This is a genomic window from Stenotrophomonas sp. I18B00994 (genome assembly GCF_014145825.1).
GTDB classification, from domain to species: Bacteria; Pseudomonadota; Gammaproteobacteria; order Xanthomonadales; family Xanthomonadaceae; genus Stenotrophomonas; species Stenotrophomonas maltophilia.
The window spans coordinates 1-14,390 of the sequence record NZ_JACIUW010000019.1 but is presented as its reverse complement, the minus strand read 5'-3'; the positions used below and the strand labels follow the sequence as shown (position 1 = coordinate 14,390).

Genomic DNA, 14,390 nt, shown 5'->3' with positions numbered 1-14,390 from the left:
CTGGCGGCAAGAGGTATGCGGCCCGATTGTGCCGCATGCCCCGCCAAGCCCGTGTTCAGGCCGGTTCTCACCGCCTGCACGAAGCGCAGGCCACAGTGGCCGCATGGAAGGCAATGACGATCTGGTGGTGCTGCGTCCGGAGGGGCTGTACTGCGCCGCGGGAGATTTCCACATCGATCCCTGGCGCCCGGTGCCGCGCGCGGTCATCACCCATGGCCACGGCGACCACGCGCGCCCGGGCATGGGCGAATACCACTGCAGCGAAGGAAGCCTGCCGATCCTGCGCTGGCGGCTGGGCGATGTTGGCGTGCAGGCGCACGCCGAGGGGGTGCCGTTCCGCTTGGGCCGGGTGCAGGTATCACTGCATCCGGCCGGTCATGTGCTCGGTTCGTCGCAGGTGCGCATCGACGATGGTGAACGGGTATGGGTGGCGTCCGGCGACTACAAGCGCCAACCCGACCCGACCTGCACGCCCTTCGAAGTGGTGCCCTGCGATACGTTCATTACCGAAGCGACGTTCGCGCTGCCGATCTATCGCTGGCCGGACACCCCGGCGGTCGCCGCAGAGATCGTGGCGTGGCGCCGCGAATGCGAACAACGTGGCGAAGCGGCGATCCTGCTGTGCTATGCACTCGGCAAGGCGCAGCGGGTGCTGGCCGAGTTGTTGCCACTGGACGACCGCCCCGCGTGGCTGCACGGCGCCATCGCCAATGGCGTGTCGGTCTACCGGCAGGCCAACATCCCGATGCTGGAGACGCTCACCGTCGCCGAACAGGGGCGTCAACCCGATGCCGCCGGCCAGTTGATCCTGGCCCCACCCTCGGCCGCAGGCACGCCGTGGATGCGCCGCTTCGGACCGCATCAACTGGGGTTCGCCTCGGGGTGGATGCAGCTGCGCGGCAACCGGCGGCGCCGCAACGTCGACCGGGGCTTCGTCATTTCCGATCACGCTGATTGGCCCGCGCTGCTGCAGACCATCGAACAGACCGGCGCGCAGCGGGTCATCGCCACCCATGGCAATACCGATGCATTGATTCCGTTCCTGCGCGAGCGCGGCGTGGCGGCTGAAGCCTTTCGCACCGACTTCGGGAGCGAGGAATGAAGGCGTTCGCCGCGCTCTACCAGCGCCTGGACCGCAGTACTGCGACGCAGGACAAGCGCGCCGCACTGGTCGACTACTTCCGCCACGCAGCGGCGCACGATGCGGCGTGGGCGCTGTACCTGCTCAGCGGCGGCAAGGTCGGCGGCGCACGCCGCAGGATCGCCGCCAGTGGTGAGCTGCGCAGCTGGATTGCCGAGGAATCCGGACTGCCCGCCTGGCTGGTGGAAGACAGCTACGCTCAGGTCGGCGATCTGGCCGAAACACTGACACTGCTGCTGGATGACCCCTTGCATCCCGCCGCCGACCGGCCGTTGTCGGACTGGATCGAACAGCATCTGCTGGCGGTGGCCAACCAGCCCGAAGTGGTGCGCCGTGCGGCGGTCGTCGCCGGCTGGCAGCAGCTGTGCAGCGGCGAGCGCCTGGTGTTCAACAAGCTGCTCACCGGCGCGCTGCGCGTGGGTGTCTCGCAACGGCTGGTGCAGCAGGCGCTGGCAGAATGGTCCGGCCTGGACATCGCGCGCATCGCCCAGCGCATGCTCGGCGAGTGGGTGCCCTCTCCCGCGTTGCTGGGGCAGCTGCTGTCGCCGGATGAACTGCCACTGGACCGGCAGCAGCCGTACCCGTTCTTCCTGGCCTCACCGCTGGAGGGCGAACCGGGCGAACGGCTGGGTCCGGTCGAAGACTGGCTGCTGGAGTGGAAGTGGGATGGAATCCGTCTGCAGCTGCTGCGCCGACGCGGTGAAGTGGCGCTGTGGTCACGTGGCGAAGAACGGCTGGATGGCCGCTTCCCGGAAATTGAACAGGCCGCGATGGCGCTGCCCGACGGCTGCGTGCTGGACGGAGAACTGCTGGCCTGGGACGAGAGCGACGACCTGCCACGCGCCTTCACCGCGCTGCAGACCCGCATCCAGCGTCGCAAGCCCGGTGCAGCGACCTTGCGCAACACCCCGGTGCGCGTGCTTGCCTACGACCTGCTTGAACGCGATGGCGAGGATCTGCGCGGGCTGCCACTGCAGCAACGGCGTGCACAGTTGGCCGAGGTCATCGGTGCCCTCGGCGATACACGCATCCAGCTGTCGCCCGACGTACCCGCTGGAGACTGGCTGCAGGCGGCCACGTTGCGGGAGGCCGCCCGTGAGCGGGGCGTGGAAGGGTTGATGCTGAAACGCCGGACGTCCGCCTACCAGTCAGGGCGACGGCGCGGCGACTGGTGGAAATGGAAGGTCGCCCCCCTGACCATCGATGCCGTGCTGCTGTATGCGCAGGCCGGCCATGGACGGCGCAGCACGCTGTACACCGATTACACCTTCGGCGTCTGGGACGGCGATACGCTGGTGCCGGTGGCCAAGGCCTATTCGGGCCTGGATGACAAGGAAATCCTGGCCCTCGATCGCTGGATCCGCGCCAACACCCGTGAACGGTTTGGCCCGGTGCGCAGCGTGCGTGCCGAACAGGTGTTTGAACTGGGCTTCGAGGCAGTCAACCACAGCAGCCGGCACAAATCCGGCATCGCCGTGCGCTTTCCCCGCATCCTGCGCTGGCGCCACGACAAGCCCGCCACGGAAGCCGACCAGCTGGCCACGCTGCAGGCGCTGGCGCGATGAACCGCCGCGAGGCGTTGCGTAGGCTGGAAGACTGGTTCGCTGCGCGCGGCTGGCGCTCACTGCCGTTCCAGCGCGCGATGTGGCGGCACTATCTGGCGGGCGACTCCGGGCTGCTGCACACCCCCACCGGCAGCGGCAAGACGCTGGCCATGTTCGGCGGCCCGCTGCTGCAGGCGATGCTCGATCCACCGTCGGCACCGCGCCGGGCCAGCGCGGTGCGGCCGCTGCAGGTGCTGTGGGTGACGCCGCTGCGGGCATTGGCCAGTGATACCGCACGTGCGCTGCAGGCAGTGGTCGACGGGCTGGGCTTGGGCTGGCGGGTCGGCCTGCGCAGCGGCGATGCCAGCAACCGCGAGCGCCGGCAGGCCCGCGAAGGCCGCGTCGACGTACTGGTGACCACGCCGGAATCGCTGGCACTGCTGCTGAGCTATCCCGACACACTGCCACGCATGCGCCAGCTGCGCTGCGTGGTGGTGGACGAATGGCATGAACTGCTGGGCAACAAGCGCGGCGTCCTGCTGCAGCTGAACCTGGCGGTGCTGCGCGACGCCGCTCCTTCCCTGCAGCTCTGGGGACTGTCGGCCACGCTGGGCAACCTGCCGCAGGCCCGCGACGTGCTGCTGCCTGGCCAACAGGATGCACCGATCGTACAGGGCGTTCGTCCGCGCGCGATCAGCGTGCGCAGCCTGCTGCCGGAACCCGGTGAACGTTTCCCTTGGGCGGGGCATCTCGGCCTGGCGCAGCTGCCGCGCGTGCTGGACGCGCTGATGGCCGTACGCAGCAGCCTGCTGTTCACCAACACCCGCGCGCAGGCCGAGCTGTGGCACCAGGCGCTGGCGGCGGTATGGCCGGAAGACGCGGACACGCTGGCACTGCATCATGGCTCGCTGGATCCAGCACTGCGCCAGCAGGTGGAAGACGGCCTGCGCGCAGGCGCGTTGCGCTGCGTGGTGGCGACCTCCAGCCTCGACCTCGGCGTGGATTTCCCGGAGGTTGAACAGGTACTGCAGCTGGGCAGCCCCAAGGGCGTGGCGCGGCTGCGCCAGCGCGCCGGGCGCGCACGCCATCGTCCCGGCGCCGGGGGGGCCATCGTCTGCATACCCAGCCACGCACTGGAACTGGCCGAATATGCAGCGGTGCGCCGCGCACTGCACGAAGGCGTGGTCGAAGCGCGTCGACCGCCGAGGTTGTCACTGGACGTGCTGGCACAGCATGCGGTCAGCCGCGCCCTCGCTGGCGGCTTTGACAGTGATGCGCTGCTGGCGCAGGTGCGTCGCACCCATGCCTTCGCCACGCTGGGCGATGAACAATGGCGGGCCGTGCTGGACTTCATCGTGCAGGGTGGGCAGGCGCTGGCGCAGTACCCCGATTTCCACAAGGTCGTGCGCGATGCCGATGGCAGCTACCGCATGCACGATCGCCGCCAGGCGCTGCGGCACCGCCTGTCGATCGGCACCATCAGCAGCGATGGCAGCGTGCGCGTGCAGTTCCTGCGCGGTGGCGGGCTTGGTGCAGTGGAGGAGCAGTTCGCCAGCCGCCTGCGTCGCGGCGACCGTTTCCAGTTCGCCGGGCGCCTGCTGGAACTGGTGCAGCTGCGCGACATGACCGCTTTCGTGCGGCTGGCACGAGGGCGCGGCGATGGTGTGGTGCCGCGCTGGCAGGGAGGCCAGTTGCCGCTGTCGATGCCACTCGGCCGTGAGCTGGAGTGGGTGCTGTCCGGCGCCGACGACAGTGCCGAATCCCGCTGGTTGTCACCGTTGCTGGCACTGCAGCAGCAGCTGTCGGCGCTTCCCGGCCCAGAGCACCTGCTGGTGGAAGAGGTGCGGCGCCGCGAAGGCCAGTTCATGTTCGTCTACCCCTTTGCCGGCCGCCACGTACACGAGGCACTGGCCGCGCTGTTGGCGCTGCGCTGCACCCGCCAGCAACGCAACAGCATTGGCTATGCGGTGAACGATCATGGCCTGGTACTGGCGCCGGCGCAGCCGATCGATCTGGATGAGGCGCAATGGCGTGCATTGTTCGGCAATGACCGCTTGCTGGCCGATCTGCGCGAGGCAGTGAACCTGGGCGAGCTGGCGCGACGTCAGTTCCGGGGCATCGCACGCGTAGCAGGCCTGCTGGTGCCCAGCCTGCCCGGTGGCATGCCACGGTCACTGCGCCAGCTGCAGGCGTCCGCAGGCCTGCTGTACGACGTGCTGCGCGAGCACGATCCGGAACACCTGCTGCTGGCGCTGGCGGAACATGAAGTGCTGTACGACAGCCTCGACCTGCCGGGGGTGCAGCAGGTACTGGAGCGGATCGGCACGCAGCAGCTGTCGCTGCAGCGACCGTCATCACTCACGCCGCTGGGCTTTCCATTGTGGGCCGAACGCCTGCGCGGTCAGTTCAGCAATGAAGACTGGCGTATGCGCGTGCAGCGCGCGGCCCAGCAACTGGAGCGCCGCCATGACCGATGAATTGCCGCTGCTGCTTGCTGGTGAGTCCGTGGTCCTGGTGGGTGCGCGTGCGCTGTACTGGCCCGCGCGGCAGGCACTGCTGATCGCAGACCTCCACCTGGGCAAGGCCGATGTGTTCCGTCGCGCCGGCATCGCGTTGCCCAGCGGCGGCACCGGCGAAGACCTGCAACGCTTGCAGCGGCTTCTGGACCTGCATGCCTGTCGCGAGCTGTGGATCCTGGGCGACATCCTGCATGGACCGGCGCATCGCGCTGGGTGGTACCAGCAATGGCTGGGATGGCGTGAACGCAATGCTTCGCTGGACGTGCATGTCCTGCGCGGTAATCACGACCGCCAGCTGCCGCATGCGCAGTTGCAGGTCCAGATCCACGATGAAGTACGACTGCGGCCGTTCCTGCTTCGGCATGAGCCGATGCCCGATGCGGCGCTGCATGTGATTGCCGGGCATCTGCACCCGCAGGTCGCCTTGAAGCCACTGCGACGGCGCTTCCCCGCGTTCTGGCTGCGTGACCGGATGACGGTCCTGCCGGCCTTCTCCGCATTCACTGCAGGCATCGTGCCTGCCCCCGCCCGCGGCGAACAGATGATCGCCTGCGTGGAAAGCGGCCTGGTGGAACTGCCGGTCGCCTGACTCAGGCCGGGCCAATGCCCAGCTGCGGCATCAACTGGAAATCAGGGGTGTCATTCTCACGCCGCCGCGGCAAGGCCTGGATTGCCGCCAGCATCTCCTGCGCGCAGGTCCGGATGCGTGCGTGGTGTTCCGGCGACGCATGGCTGACCAGGCTGCCGACATGGAACTCGAATACATCCTCCAGTACGTCGGGCTGGTCCTCGTGCAGCATCTGCAGCAGTCCACGCAGCTTGCAGATTTCCGATTCCAGCTCTTCGACCGCGAACAACATGGCGTCCTCCTCTTCAACATCAAGCGGCACGTCCGGGCCGCAACAGGCCGCAACAGCCGCGCTGCCCGGGCCACGCGCGATGTTGATCACGGAAAGGAAAACGGGCGACGCGCAGTCGCGTGCAACCTACTTCTCGCACATCCGCGGTGAGGCAACCGTTAATTCACGTGACGGCACGCTTCACACGCTGGCCGTGATCGCGTTGCTGCGAGGTATCTCCATCGTCGTCGCCAATGCGTCGATGAAGGCCGGATCCAGCGTAAGCGAACCGAACCACCCCTGCTGCGTGCCGCTGAGCACGCGCAGCATGTGGCCACGGCCTCCGGGCAGGCGCCCCATCGGGCCCAGCAGCACGTCGCGCGTCTTCGCCAAGGCATCGCGATCGGACTGGAACAGCGGCGTCAGCCAGCGACTCCAGCGCTGGTAGACCGCCACGTGGGCCCTGCGTTGCGCCTGGTAGGCCTGCAATGCAGCGGCACCACCGCCATGCGTGCGCACCGCATCGCGCAGCGCCAGCGCATCGAGCAGCGCCATGTTCACCCCCTGCCCCAGCTGCGGGCTCATCGCGTGCGCCGCATCACCTGCCAGCACCATGCGGCCCTGGTGCCAGCGCGTCATCACTGCATCGCGATAGACCGCGCGCGCCAGCTGGCCGGCATCGCGCAGGTGGGCGAAGCGCGCACTGGCCTGCGGCCACAGCGCATGCAGCTCGTCCAGCCAGGGCGTCATGCCATCGGCCTGCCAGCGCTCGAAGTCGGTGCGTGGCAGGCTCCAGAAGAAACTCAGGCGCGGCGTGTCATCGCCGGGGCGCGTGCCGACCGGCAACAGGCCGATCATCTTGCGCGCGGCCACGTAGCGCTGCCGCAGCTCCTGCACATGCGGCCAGTCTTCGGCCGGCAACAGGCACCACAGCGCTCCCCACGGATACACGCGGTCCAGCCCGGCACCGCCGGCAATGGTGCTGCGCAGCGTAGAGGCCGCGCCATCGGCGGCCACCACTAGGTCGAACGGGCCATGCAGGCGCCCTTCGCTGTCGCGCAGGCGGCCCTGCTCGGCATCCACGGCGGCGATGGTGACGCCCGCATGCAGATTGCCTGCCCCCGCGCGCGCCTGGTCCAACAGCGAGAACAACGCCCCACGCTGCATGCCCAGGCCATGCAGGCGCGCATCCAGACCGTCGTAGCGCATGTCCATCACCGCGCGCTCGCATGGCGTGTCGCCATACAGGCGGTGCACCGGCGCGGCATGCGCGCGCACCGCATCCAGCAGGCCCATCTGCCACAGCACCTGCAGGCCGCTGGGCTGCAGCAGGAAACCGGCACCCACCGGTCCCGGCGTCGGCACGCGTTCGAATATCTCCACTTCGTGGCCGTCACGGGTGAGGAGGATGGACATTGCCTGTCCAGCGGTGCCGTAGCCGATCACGGCGATACGCAGTCGTTCCGTCATGGCCACATTGTGCCCGAGGCGGGTGGATCGCGAACCGGCCGCGGGCACGCCGCGCAAAAAAAAAACCCCGCCGAAGCGGGGTTTTCAACGCACTGTCGAGTGGATCACTCGGCCGGCGTGATGTTCGAAGCCTGGGCACCCTTCGGGCCCTGGGTCACGTCATAGGTGACACGCTGGCCTTCCTGCAGGCTGCGGAAGCCCTTGGAGTTGATGGCGGAGAAGTGCGCGAACACGTCGGCGCTGCCATCCTCCGGCGAGATGAAGCCAAATCCCTTGGCGTCGTTGAACCACTTGACGGTACCGTTCGGCATGGTGATGCGAGACCTTATGCAATGAATGGGTGGTGTACGCTGAACCCGCGCACAAGCTGAGTATGCAAAGCTTGCTCGGGGAAGACAATCACCCCCGCGCCAATTCGCCCACCAGTTCCGGAAGTCCGTTGCTGGCCGCCTGTACGTTGGCCAGCACTTCGGCCATCGTAATCTCCTCGCCATCACCACAGCCGGCAGCCCAGTTGGCGATGATCGCCAGGCAGGCGTAATCCAGCCCCAGTTCGCGTGCCAGCGCGGCTTCCGGCATGCCGGTCATGCCCACCAGGTCGCAGCCGTCGCGGCGCATGCGGGCGATTTCAGCGATGGTTTCCAGGCGCGGGCCCTGCGTTGCGCCGTAGCAGCCACCGTCATGGACCGTGACGCCGGTCACTTTGGCCGCCGCCAGGATCTTGCTGCGCAGCATCGGCGTGTACGGGTGGCCGAAATCGACGTGGACCACATCGGTGCCCTCTTCTTCACAGATGGTGCTGATGCGGCCCCAGGTGTAGTCGATGATCTGGTCCGGGCAGGCCAGCACGCGCGGGCCGAAGTTCTCGGTGATGCCACCGACCGTGTTCAACGCCAACACGCGCTGCGCGCCCAGCTGCTGCAGCGCGGCCAGGTTGGCGCGGTAGTTGATCTTGTGCGGCGGCAGCGAGTGGCCTTCACCATGGCGCGCCAAGAACGCCACGCGATGGCCGAGCAGCGTACCGACGCGCACCGGGCCCGACGGGCGGCCGAAGCGGGTGTCGACCTCGTGGGTCTGCACGTCGTCAAGCTTGGCCAGGTTGTAGACACCGGTACCGCCGATCACGGCCAGGGCGATCTGTTGCATTCGAAGCACTCCATGAAAAGACGAACGCCGGCACCCGAGGATGCCGGCGGCAGAAGAAGACGCGCCGCGGGCGGCTGCGCCGTTATTCCTTCATCGCGTAGATGGCCGGCACGCAGCGCAGGGTTTCGTTGACGTCCATGCCGAAGCCGAACACGTAGCGGTCCGGCAGTTCGATGCCGGCGTAGTCGGCGGTCACGTCCGGCAGCGCGCGGTCGTGCTTCTTCACGGTCATCGCGGCGATGCGCACGTCGGTTGCGCCCTGTTCCAGGCACCAGGTGCGCACGCCCTGCAGGGTGTAGCCCTCGTCAAGGATGTCGTCGACCAGCAGCACGCGGCGGCCGAACAGCGAGGTGGCCGGCTTGTGCTTCCAGACCAGGTCGCCGCCGGTGGTTTCACCGCGGTAACGGGTGGCGTGCAGGTAATCAAACTGCACGTCCTGGCCGCGCGCGCCCAGTTCCAGCGCCAGCTGGCCGGCGAACGGCAGCGCACCGTGCATGATGGACAGGAACAGCGGCACCTCGCCCTTGTAGTCGCGCGCGATGGCGTCGGCGATACCAGCAATGGCCTTGTCGATGGTGGGGCGGTCGACCAGCAGGTCAGCCTGGGCCAGGGCCTGGGAAATGGTGAGGTTGGGCATCAGACGGTTCTTCCAAGGGTTTCAAGCAGACGGGTTTGGGTGTCGCCATGGCGGGCATCGGCCAGCAGGCCATCCCAGCCAAGCGCGCCGCGGCCGATCAGGCCCAGCAGCGCAGCGGTATTGAGGGAGCGCCCCTGCACCGCGTGCAGGGCTTCATCGACCAGCTCCGGGTGGCAGACCAGCACCACGTCGCAGCCGGCGTCCAGATGGGCGTGCACGCGCGCCGGCACGCCGCCAGCGCTGTGCGAGGCGGCCATGCCGATGTCGTCGGAGAACACCACGCCACGGAAGCCGAGCTCGCCGCGCAGGATGTCCTGGATCCAGCGCGGCGAGTAACCTGCCGGTTCAGGCGCAATCTGCGGGTAGATCACGTGCGCCATCATCACCGCATCGGCACCGGCGGCGATGCCGGCCTGGAACGGCACCAGGTCCTGCGCACGCAGCTCGTCCAGCGCGCGCGGATCGATCGCAGTATCGACGTGGGTGTCTTCCAGCACGGTGCCGTGGCCGGGGAAATGCTTGAGCGTGGCGGCCATGCCGACCGAGTGCATGCCACGCACGTAGGCGGCGGTGAACGCGGCCACCACCTGCGGGTCTTCACTGAAGGCGCGGTTGCCAATGGCACGGTTGCCACGGCCAAGGTCGACCACCGGCGCGAAGCTCAGGTCCAGGCCGCTGGCGCGTACTTCGCTGGCCATCAGCCAAGCGTGCCGTTCGGCCAATGCCAAGGCCTGCTGCGGGTCGGTGGCATACAGGGCACCAATGTCCTGCAGTGGCGGCAGATCGCTGTAACCCTCGCGGAAACGCTGTACGCGGCCACCTTCCTGGTCAACGCAGATCAGCTGCGGGCGCGGCGCGGCGGCGCGGATCGCCGCGCTCAGATCGGTCACCTGCTGGCGGGAGGCGAAGTTGCGCTTGAACAGCACCACCCCGGCCACGGCATCGTGCTGCAGCCAGTCACGTTCCTGGGCGGTCAGTTCGGTGCCGGCAACGCCGATCAGCAGCATGGTCGATCTCCACAACGCGCGCCCGCATGGCGCAGTGCCGCATTGTCGCAGAACCGGCCGACAGGCGCAGTGGTCAGAAAAAGGGGAGTGTGCGGTCAGAGCCCCTGCGGGGCCCTGACCCCGGGGCCGGATCCCCGCAGGGGCCCTGACCCCGATCTGCTCAGACCTTGCAGCCGTCCGGGCCGCAGGCCTCGTCGTCGCCAGCCGGGGTGGCCGGGGCGCCCTGTTCGGCGGCAATCTGGCGCAGGGCGTTGGCGAAGGCCTCGGGGGGCTGCGCCCCGGAAATGGCCCACTTTCCATCGATGACGAAGGTCGGCACCGAGGAGATGCCCAGCGCATGCGCCTCCGCCAGCTTGGCTTCGACCTCGGCCAGGCCGCGGTCGGAGGCCAGCATCTGCGCGATTTCGCCGCCGTCCAGGCCGCCCGCCACACCGGCCTTGATCAGCACCGCGCTGTCCGCCAGGTTCTGGCCAAGCTCGAAGTGGGCCCGGAACAGCGCCTCCCCGACCGCGTCCTGCACGCCGTGCTGGCCGGCCAGCCACAGCACCCGGTGCGCCGGCAGCGTGGTCACCCGCACCTGGCCCCGGCTGAAGTCCATCGGCAGGCCTTCCGCACGCGCCGTGGTCTGGGTCTGGCCGAGGATCTGCTCGGTGCGCTCGACGCCACCGAACTTGCGCACATAGGCCTCACGCAGCGGCACCGGGGTTGCGTCCGCGTCCGGGTCCAGCTGGAACGGCTGCCAGTGGATATCGAGTTCAGGCGCATCGGCGCCCAGCAACTGCACGCCCTGCTGGAAACGATGCTTGCCGATCCAGCACCAGGGACAGACCACGTCGGAGTAGATGTCGATTCTCATCCCCCCGACATGGGGCCCGCCCCCACCGAAAAAAGGGGACGGAGGGGATTAAGTCGCTTTCCGCACAGGCGGGGTAAAGACGACTTAATCCCCTCCGTCCCCTTTTCAGGGTTTCACCACTGTGAATAGGGACGACTGGCGAGTGCGACGTTGTAGTAGCGGGCGTCGTCGGTGACTTCCGCGCCGGCCCAGTCCGGCAGTTCGATGGCCTGGTCGGCGCTGTCCAGTTCCACCTCGGCCACCACCAGGCCGGCGTTGTCGCCGAGGAACTCGTCCACTTCCCAGGTCAGGCCGGCGTGCTCGACCAGATGGCGGCGCTTGTCGATCAGGCCACCCACGCACAGCGCCAGCAGCGCGCGCGCGTCCTCCACCGGAATCGGGTAATCGAATTCCTGCCGGGTGTGGCCGATGGTGCGCGACTTCAGGTTCAGCGCAGCATGGTCGCCCTCGATACGCACGCGCACCGAGGCGTTCTGGGTACCGCGATCCAGCGCGCCCATGTCGTTGATGTAGCCCTGCGCCATCGGGGTCACCCGGTGCGCAGCGGATCGCCAGCCATCGTTGATGACCAGGAATTTGCGTTCGATTTCAATGCCCATGGCGCGATTATGCGCCATGGGTGATGACAGCCGCTCAGCGCTTCTCGAACACCGCGATGCTTTCCACGTGCGCGGTGTGCGGGAACATGTCCATCGCACCGGCGCTGATCAGGGTGAAGCCCTGTTCGTTGACCAGATAGCCGGCATCGCGCGCCAGCGAGCCCGGGTGGCAGCTGACGTAGACGATGCGCTTGAACTGCTTCAGCGGCAGCTGCTGCAGCACTTCGATGGCGCCCGAGCGCGGCGGGTCCAGCAGCAGCTTGTCGAAGCCCTGGCGCATCCACGGCGTGCTGCGCTGGTCCTGGGTCAGGTCGGCGCTGAAGAACTGGGCGTTGGCCAGCCCGTTGCGCACGGCATTCTCACGGGCACGCGCGACCAGGCCGGCATCGCCTTCCACACCCACCACTTCGCGCACGCGGCGGGCCAGCGGCAGGGTGAAGTTGCCCAGGCCGCAGAACAGGTCAAGCACGCGTTCGTCCTCGCCCGGCTCAAGCAGGTCCAGGGCGTGGGCGATCATCTTTTCGTTGAGCTTGGCGTTGACCTGGATGAAGTCCAGCGGGCGGAACGCCAGTTCCACGTCCCAAGGCGCCAACCGGAACGACAGCGGCACGCCCTGCCCGTCCAGCGGCTGCACGGTGTCCACGCCGCCGGACTGCAGGTAGATCACGAAACCATGCTGCTGGCCAAAGGCGGCCCAGGCGGTGCGGTCGGCATCGCTGAGCGGCTGCAGGTGACGTACGGTCAGCACCACCGCCTGATCGCCGGCGATGAACTCGATCTGCGGGATGTCGCGCTTGCCATCGAGCGATTCGATGAAGGTCGACAAGGCCTCGACCTTGGTACCGATCTCCGGGATCACGGTCAGGCACTGGCTGAGGTCGGCGACGAAACGCGGGTCCTGTTCACGGAAACCGACCAGAGTCTTGTCCTTCTTCTCGACCCGGCGCACCGAGAAGCGGCCCTTGCGGCGATAACCCCAGCTCTCGCCGACCAGCGGCGCCAGCACCTTGCCCGGCTTCACATGGCCGATCCGCTCCAGGTTGTCCATCAGCACGCGCTGCTTGGCGACGATCTGCTGGTCTTCGTCCAGGTGCTGCAGCACGCAGCCGGCGCAGGTACCGAAATGCGGGCACTTCGGGGTCACGCGCTGGGGCGAGGCCTGCAGCACTTCCACCGTGCGTGCCTCGTCGAAATGGCGGCTGCGGGCGGTCTGTTCGGCCATGACCACCTCGCCCGGCAGGGCGCCGCTGACGAAGGTGACCTTGCCGCCCTCGCCTTCACGGCGGGCGACGCCGCGACCATCATGGCTGAGGTCGAGGATCTCGGTCTGGAACGGGGTACGGTCGATGCGGGAGCGGGATCGGGCCACGTGGCAACAGGCTGCGGGCAAAAATGGGGGCACATTGTCGCAGATCCTGACTGGCAGGGTCCGGACCCGCTTGCGCCCGCCGCCGCCGTGCTTGATGATTGCAGCAGCTGACATGGAGGCAGCCCTGATGCAGATGACCCCGCGGGCCAGCCGGCCCCGCTTCCTGCTTGTCGAGGACGACATCATCAGCCGCGGTTTTTTCAAAGCGGCGTTGGAAACGTTACCGGCGGACGTGGACACGGCAGATTCATTGGCCAGCGCGCTGGCCAGCGCCGAGCCCGGCGCGCATGACCTGTGGCTGATCGACGTCAACCTGCCGGACGGCAATGGCGCGCAGCTGCTGCGTGAACTGCGCCGTTCACACCCCGATACCCCGGCATTGGCGCATACCGCCGATGGCGACACCTCCATCCATGCCCGCCTGCGCGAAGCTGGCTTCAGCGACACGCTGGTCAAGCCGTTGGGCCGCGACCAGTTGCTGAAGGCCGTGCGCCGGGCACTGGTGAACAGCCCGGCGGGGATCTCCGTTGCCCCGGCTCCGGCAGCGGTCGAGCTGCAGGTACAGGACTGGGACGAGACCGCGGCACTGGCCGCGCTCAATGGCCAGCGCAACCACTTGATCGCGCTGCGCGAGCTGTTCCTGGCCGAGTTGCCGGGCGTACGCGACGCGGTCGAGCAGGCCGTGGACCAGCACGACGAGCGCCAGCTGCGCAGCCAGCTGCACCGGTTGCAGGCGAGCTGTGGGTTTGTCGGCGCGGCACGGCTGGGACGGGCGGTGCGGCAGCTGCATCATGCGCCGGAGTCCGGGCAGGCCCAGGACGGGTTCCGCGCGGCGGTGGCGGCCCTGCTGCATTGAGGGTGTTCGGCAGGGCTTGCAGCCCTGCACCTGCTTCAAGCCAGAGCAACAGCCGAAGCAACGGCAACAGCGGGCATCCCGTGGAATGGCGGGGCACTGTGGGTATGCGGGGACGGCGCAAGTACGTCCATGTAGCCTTGGTCGCGCCATCCATGGCGCTCACACCCCGCAAACCCATAGTGCCCCGCCTTCGACAGTTGACCGGTGGCCAGTAGATCCACGCCATGCGTGGATGAATCTCTGTCAGATATCGAAATTCAAACTGGGGTCAGATCCGTTTTCCCTGGTTGTCCGAACCATCCGGGTTGGTGTTCGGAGCAATCGGACGGCTCTCGCCGTAGCCGATCGGGCCGACCAGGCGACCGGCGTCAACGCCGTTCTTGGTCAGGTAGTTGTACACGGCGGTA

Annotated in this window: 14 protein-coding genes; 5 read left to right on the top strand and 9 right to left on the bottom strand. The window is 67.9% G+C overall.

All coding sequences use genetic code 11. The features are described from left to right. The first annotated feature begins 103 nt into the window (after positions 1 to 103). From H4O10_RS17490 to pdeM, 4 genes are read left to right on the top strand one after another with little or no spacing between them, the layout of a single operon-like run. Entirely contained in the window at positions 104 to 1,102 is a 999-nt protein-coding gene (locus H4O10_RS17490) for a ligase-associated DNA damage response exonuclease (RefSeq protein ID WP_005414211.1), read from the top strand. After that, positions 1,099 to 2,706 carry an ATP-dependent DNA ligase gene (locus tag H4O10_RS17485; protein WP_049454074.1) on the top strand — a complete coding sequence of 536 codons (1,608 nt, stop codon included), beginning with the start codon at positions 1,099 to 1,101 and terminating at the stop codon, positions 2,704 to 2,706. The genes H4O10_RS17490 and H4O10_RS17485 overlap by 4 nt, the downstream gene beginning before the upstream one ends. Continuing rightward, complete coding sequence (locus tag H4O10_RS17480) at positions 2,703 to 5,162, top strand: ligase-associated DNA damage response DEXH box helicase (RefSeq protein ID WP_049454075.1); 2,460 nt, start codon at positions 2,703 to 2,705, stop codon at positions 5,160 to 5,162. The genes H4O10_RS17485 and H4O10_RS17480 overlap by 4 nt, the downstream gene beginning before the upstream one ends. Continuing rightward, on the top strand, positions 5,152 to 5,793 hold the full coding sequence (pdeM, locus tag H4O10_RS17475; RefSeq protein ID WP_049402339.1) for a ligase-associated DNA damage response endonuclease PdeM: 642 nt from the start codon (positions 5,152 to 5,154) through the stop codon (positions 5,791 to 5,793). The genes H4O10_RS17480 and pdeM overlap by 11 nt, the downstream gene beginning before the upstream one ends. A 1-nt stretch (position 5,794) precedes the next feature. Here pdeM and H4O10_RS17470 read toward each other — a convergent pair whose 3' ends face one another. The 9 genes from H4O10_RS17470 to rlmD form a co-directional block, all read right to left on the bottom strand. Further along, positions 5,795 to 6,064, bottom strand: a complete 270-nt coding sequence (locus H4O10_RS17470; RefSeq protein ID WP_024958257.1) for a hypothetical protein — start codon at positions 6,062 to 6,064, stop codon at positions 5,795 to 5,797. A 180-nt stretch (positions 6,065 to 6,244) separates the two neighbouring features. Beyond that, complete coding sequence (locus H4O10_RS17465) at positions 6,245 to 7,513, bottom strand: NAD(P)/FAD-dependent oxidoreductase (RefSeq protein ID WP_049454076.1); 1,269 nt, start codon at positions 7,511 to 7,513, stop codon at positions 6,245 to 6,247. Between the two features lie 104 nt (positions 7,514 to 7,617). Next, complete coding sequence (locus tag H4O10_RS17460) at positions 7,618 to 7,824, bottom strand: cold-shock protein (RefSeq protein WP_005410590.1); 207 nt, start codon at positions 7,822 to 7,824, stop codon at positions 7,618 to 7,620. An 88-nt stretch (positions 7,825 to 7,912) separates the two neighbouring features. Beyond that, positions 7,913 to 8,659, bottom strand: a complete 747-nt coding sequence (locus H4O10_RS17455) for an S-methyl-5'-thioinosine phosphorylase (protein WP_005410591.1) — start codon at positions 8,657 to 8,659, stop codon at positions 7,913 to 7,915. Between the two features lie 82 nt (positions 8,660 to 8,741). After that, entirely contained in the window at positions 8,742 to 9,296 is a 555-nt protein-coding gene (locus H4O10_RS17450) for a hypoxanthine-guanine phosphoribosyltransferase (RefSeq protein ID WP_005410592.1), read from the bottom strand. Next, on the bottom strand, positions 9,296 to 10,303 hold the full coding sequence (gene nagZ / locus H4O10_RS17445; RefSeq protein WP_005414204.1) for a beta-N-acetylhexosaminidase: 1,008 nt from the start codon (positions 10,301 to 10,303) through the stop codon (positions 9,296 to 9,298). Before nagZ ends, H4O10_RS17450 begins: the two co-directional genes overlap by 1 nt. A gap of 160 nt (positions 10,304 to 10,463) precedes the next feature. Then, the gene (locus H4O10_RS17440) at positions 10,464 to 11,159 is read right to left on the bottom strand and encodes a DsbA family oxidoreductase (protein ID WP_033834348.1); all 696 of its coding nucleotides are present in this window, start codon (positions 11,157 to 11,159) and stop codon (positions 10,464 to 10,466) included. Between the two features lie 113 nt (positions 11,160 to 11,272). After that, positions 11,273 to 11,758 carry a CYTH domain-containing protein gene (locus H4O10_RS17435; RefSeq protein ID WP_033834349.1) on the bottom strand — a complete coding sequence of 162 codons (486 nt, stop codon included), beginning with the start codon at positions 11,756 to 11,758 and terminating at the stop codon, positions 11,273 to 11,275. Positions 11,759 to 11,792: 34 nt separating this feature from the next. Then, entirely contained in the window at positions 11,793 to 13,127 is a 1,335-nt protein-coding gene (gene rlmD / locus H4O10_RS17430; protein ID WP_049454079.1) for a 23S rRNA (uracil(1939)-C(5))-methyltransferase RlmD, read from the bottom strand. A gap of 127 nt (positions 13,128 to 13,254) precedes the next feature. Between rlmD and H4O10_RS17425 the strand changes: the two genes are divergently transcribed. Further along, positions 13,255 to 13,983 carry a response regulator gene (locus H4O10_RS17425; RefSeq protein ID WP_012480972.1) on the top strand — a complete coding sequence of 243 codons (729 nt, stop codon included), beginning with the start codon at positions 13,255 to 13,257 and terminating at the stop codon, positions 13,981 to 13,983. Positions 13,984 to 14,390: the final 407 nt, after the last annotated feature.

Coding starts and splice junctions, on each gene's coding strand:
- H4O10_RS17480 (WP_049454075.1), top strand. CDS start 2,703: ATGAACCGCCGCGAGGCGTTGCGTAGGCTGGAAGACTGGTTCGCTGCG.
- H4O10_RS17425 (WP_012480972.1), top strand. CDS start 13,255: ATGCAGATGACCCCGCGGGCCAGCCGGCCCCGCTTCCTGCTTGTCGAG.
- nagZ (WP_005414204.1), bottom strand. CDS start 10,303: ATGCTGCTGATCGGCGTTGCCGGCACCGAACTGACCGCCCAGGAACGT.
- H4O10_RS17465 (WP_049454076.1), bottom strand. CDS start 7,513: ATGACGGAACGACTGCGTATCGCCGTGATCGGCTACGGCACCGCTGGA.
- H4O10_RS17490 (WP_005414211.1), top strand. CDS start 104: ATGGAAGGCAATGACGATCTGGTGGTGCTGCGTCCGGAGGGGCTGTAC.
- H4O10_RS17460 (WP_005410590.1), bottom strand. CDS start 7,824: ATGCCGAACGGTACCGTCAAGTGGTTCAACGACGCCAAGGGATTTGGC.
- pdeM (WP_049402339.1), top strand. CDS start 5,152: ATGACCGATGAATTGCCGCTGCTGCTTGCTGGTGAGTCCGTGGTCCTG.
- H4O10_RS17435 (WP_033834349.1), bottom strand. CDS start 11,758: ATGGGCATTGAAATCGAACGCAAATTCCTGGTCATCAACGATGGCTGG.
- H4O10_RS17440 (WP_033834348.1), bottom strand. CDS start 11,159: ATGAGAATCGACATCTACTCCGACGTGGTCTGTCCCTGGTGCTGGATC.
- H4O10_RS17485 (WP_049454074.1), top strand. CDS start 1,099: ATGAAGGCGTTCGCCGCGCTCTACCAGCGCCTGGACCGCAGTACTGCG.
- H4O10_RS17455 (WP_005410591.1), bottom strand. CDS start 8,659: ATGCAACAGATCGCCCTGGCCGTGATCGGCGGTACCGGTGTCTACAAC.
- H4O10_RS17470 (WP_024958257.1), bottom strand. CDS start 6,064: ATGTTGTTCGCGGTCGAAGAGCTGGAATCGGAAATCTGCAAGCTGCGT.
- H4O10_RS17450 (WP_005410592.1), bottom strand. CDS start 9,296: ATGCCCAACCTCACCATTTCCCAGGCCCTGGCCCAGGCTGACCTGCTG.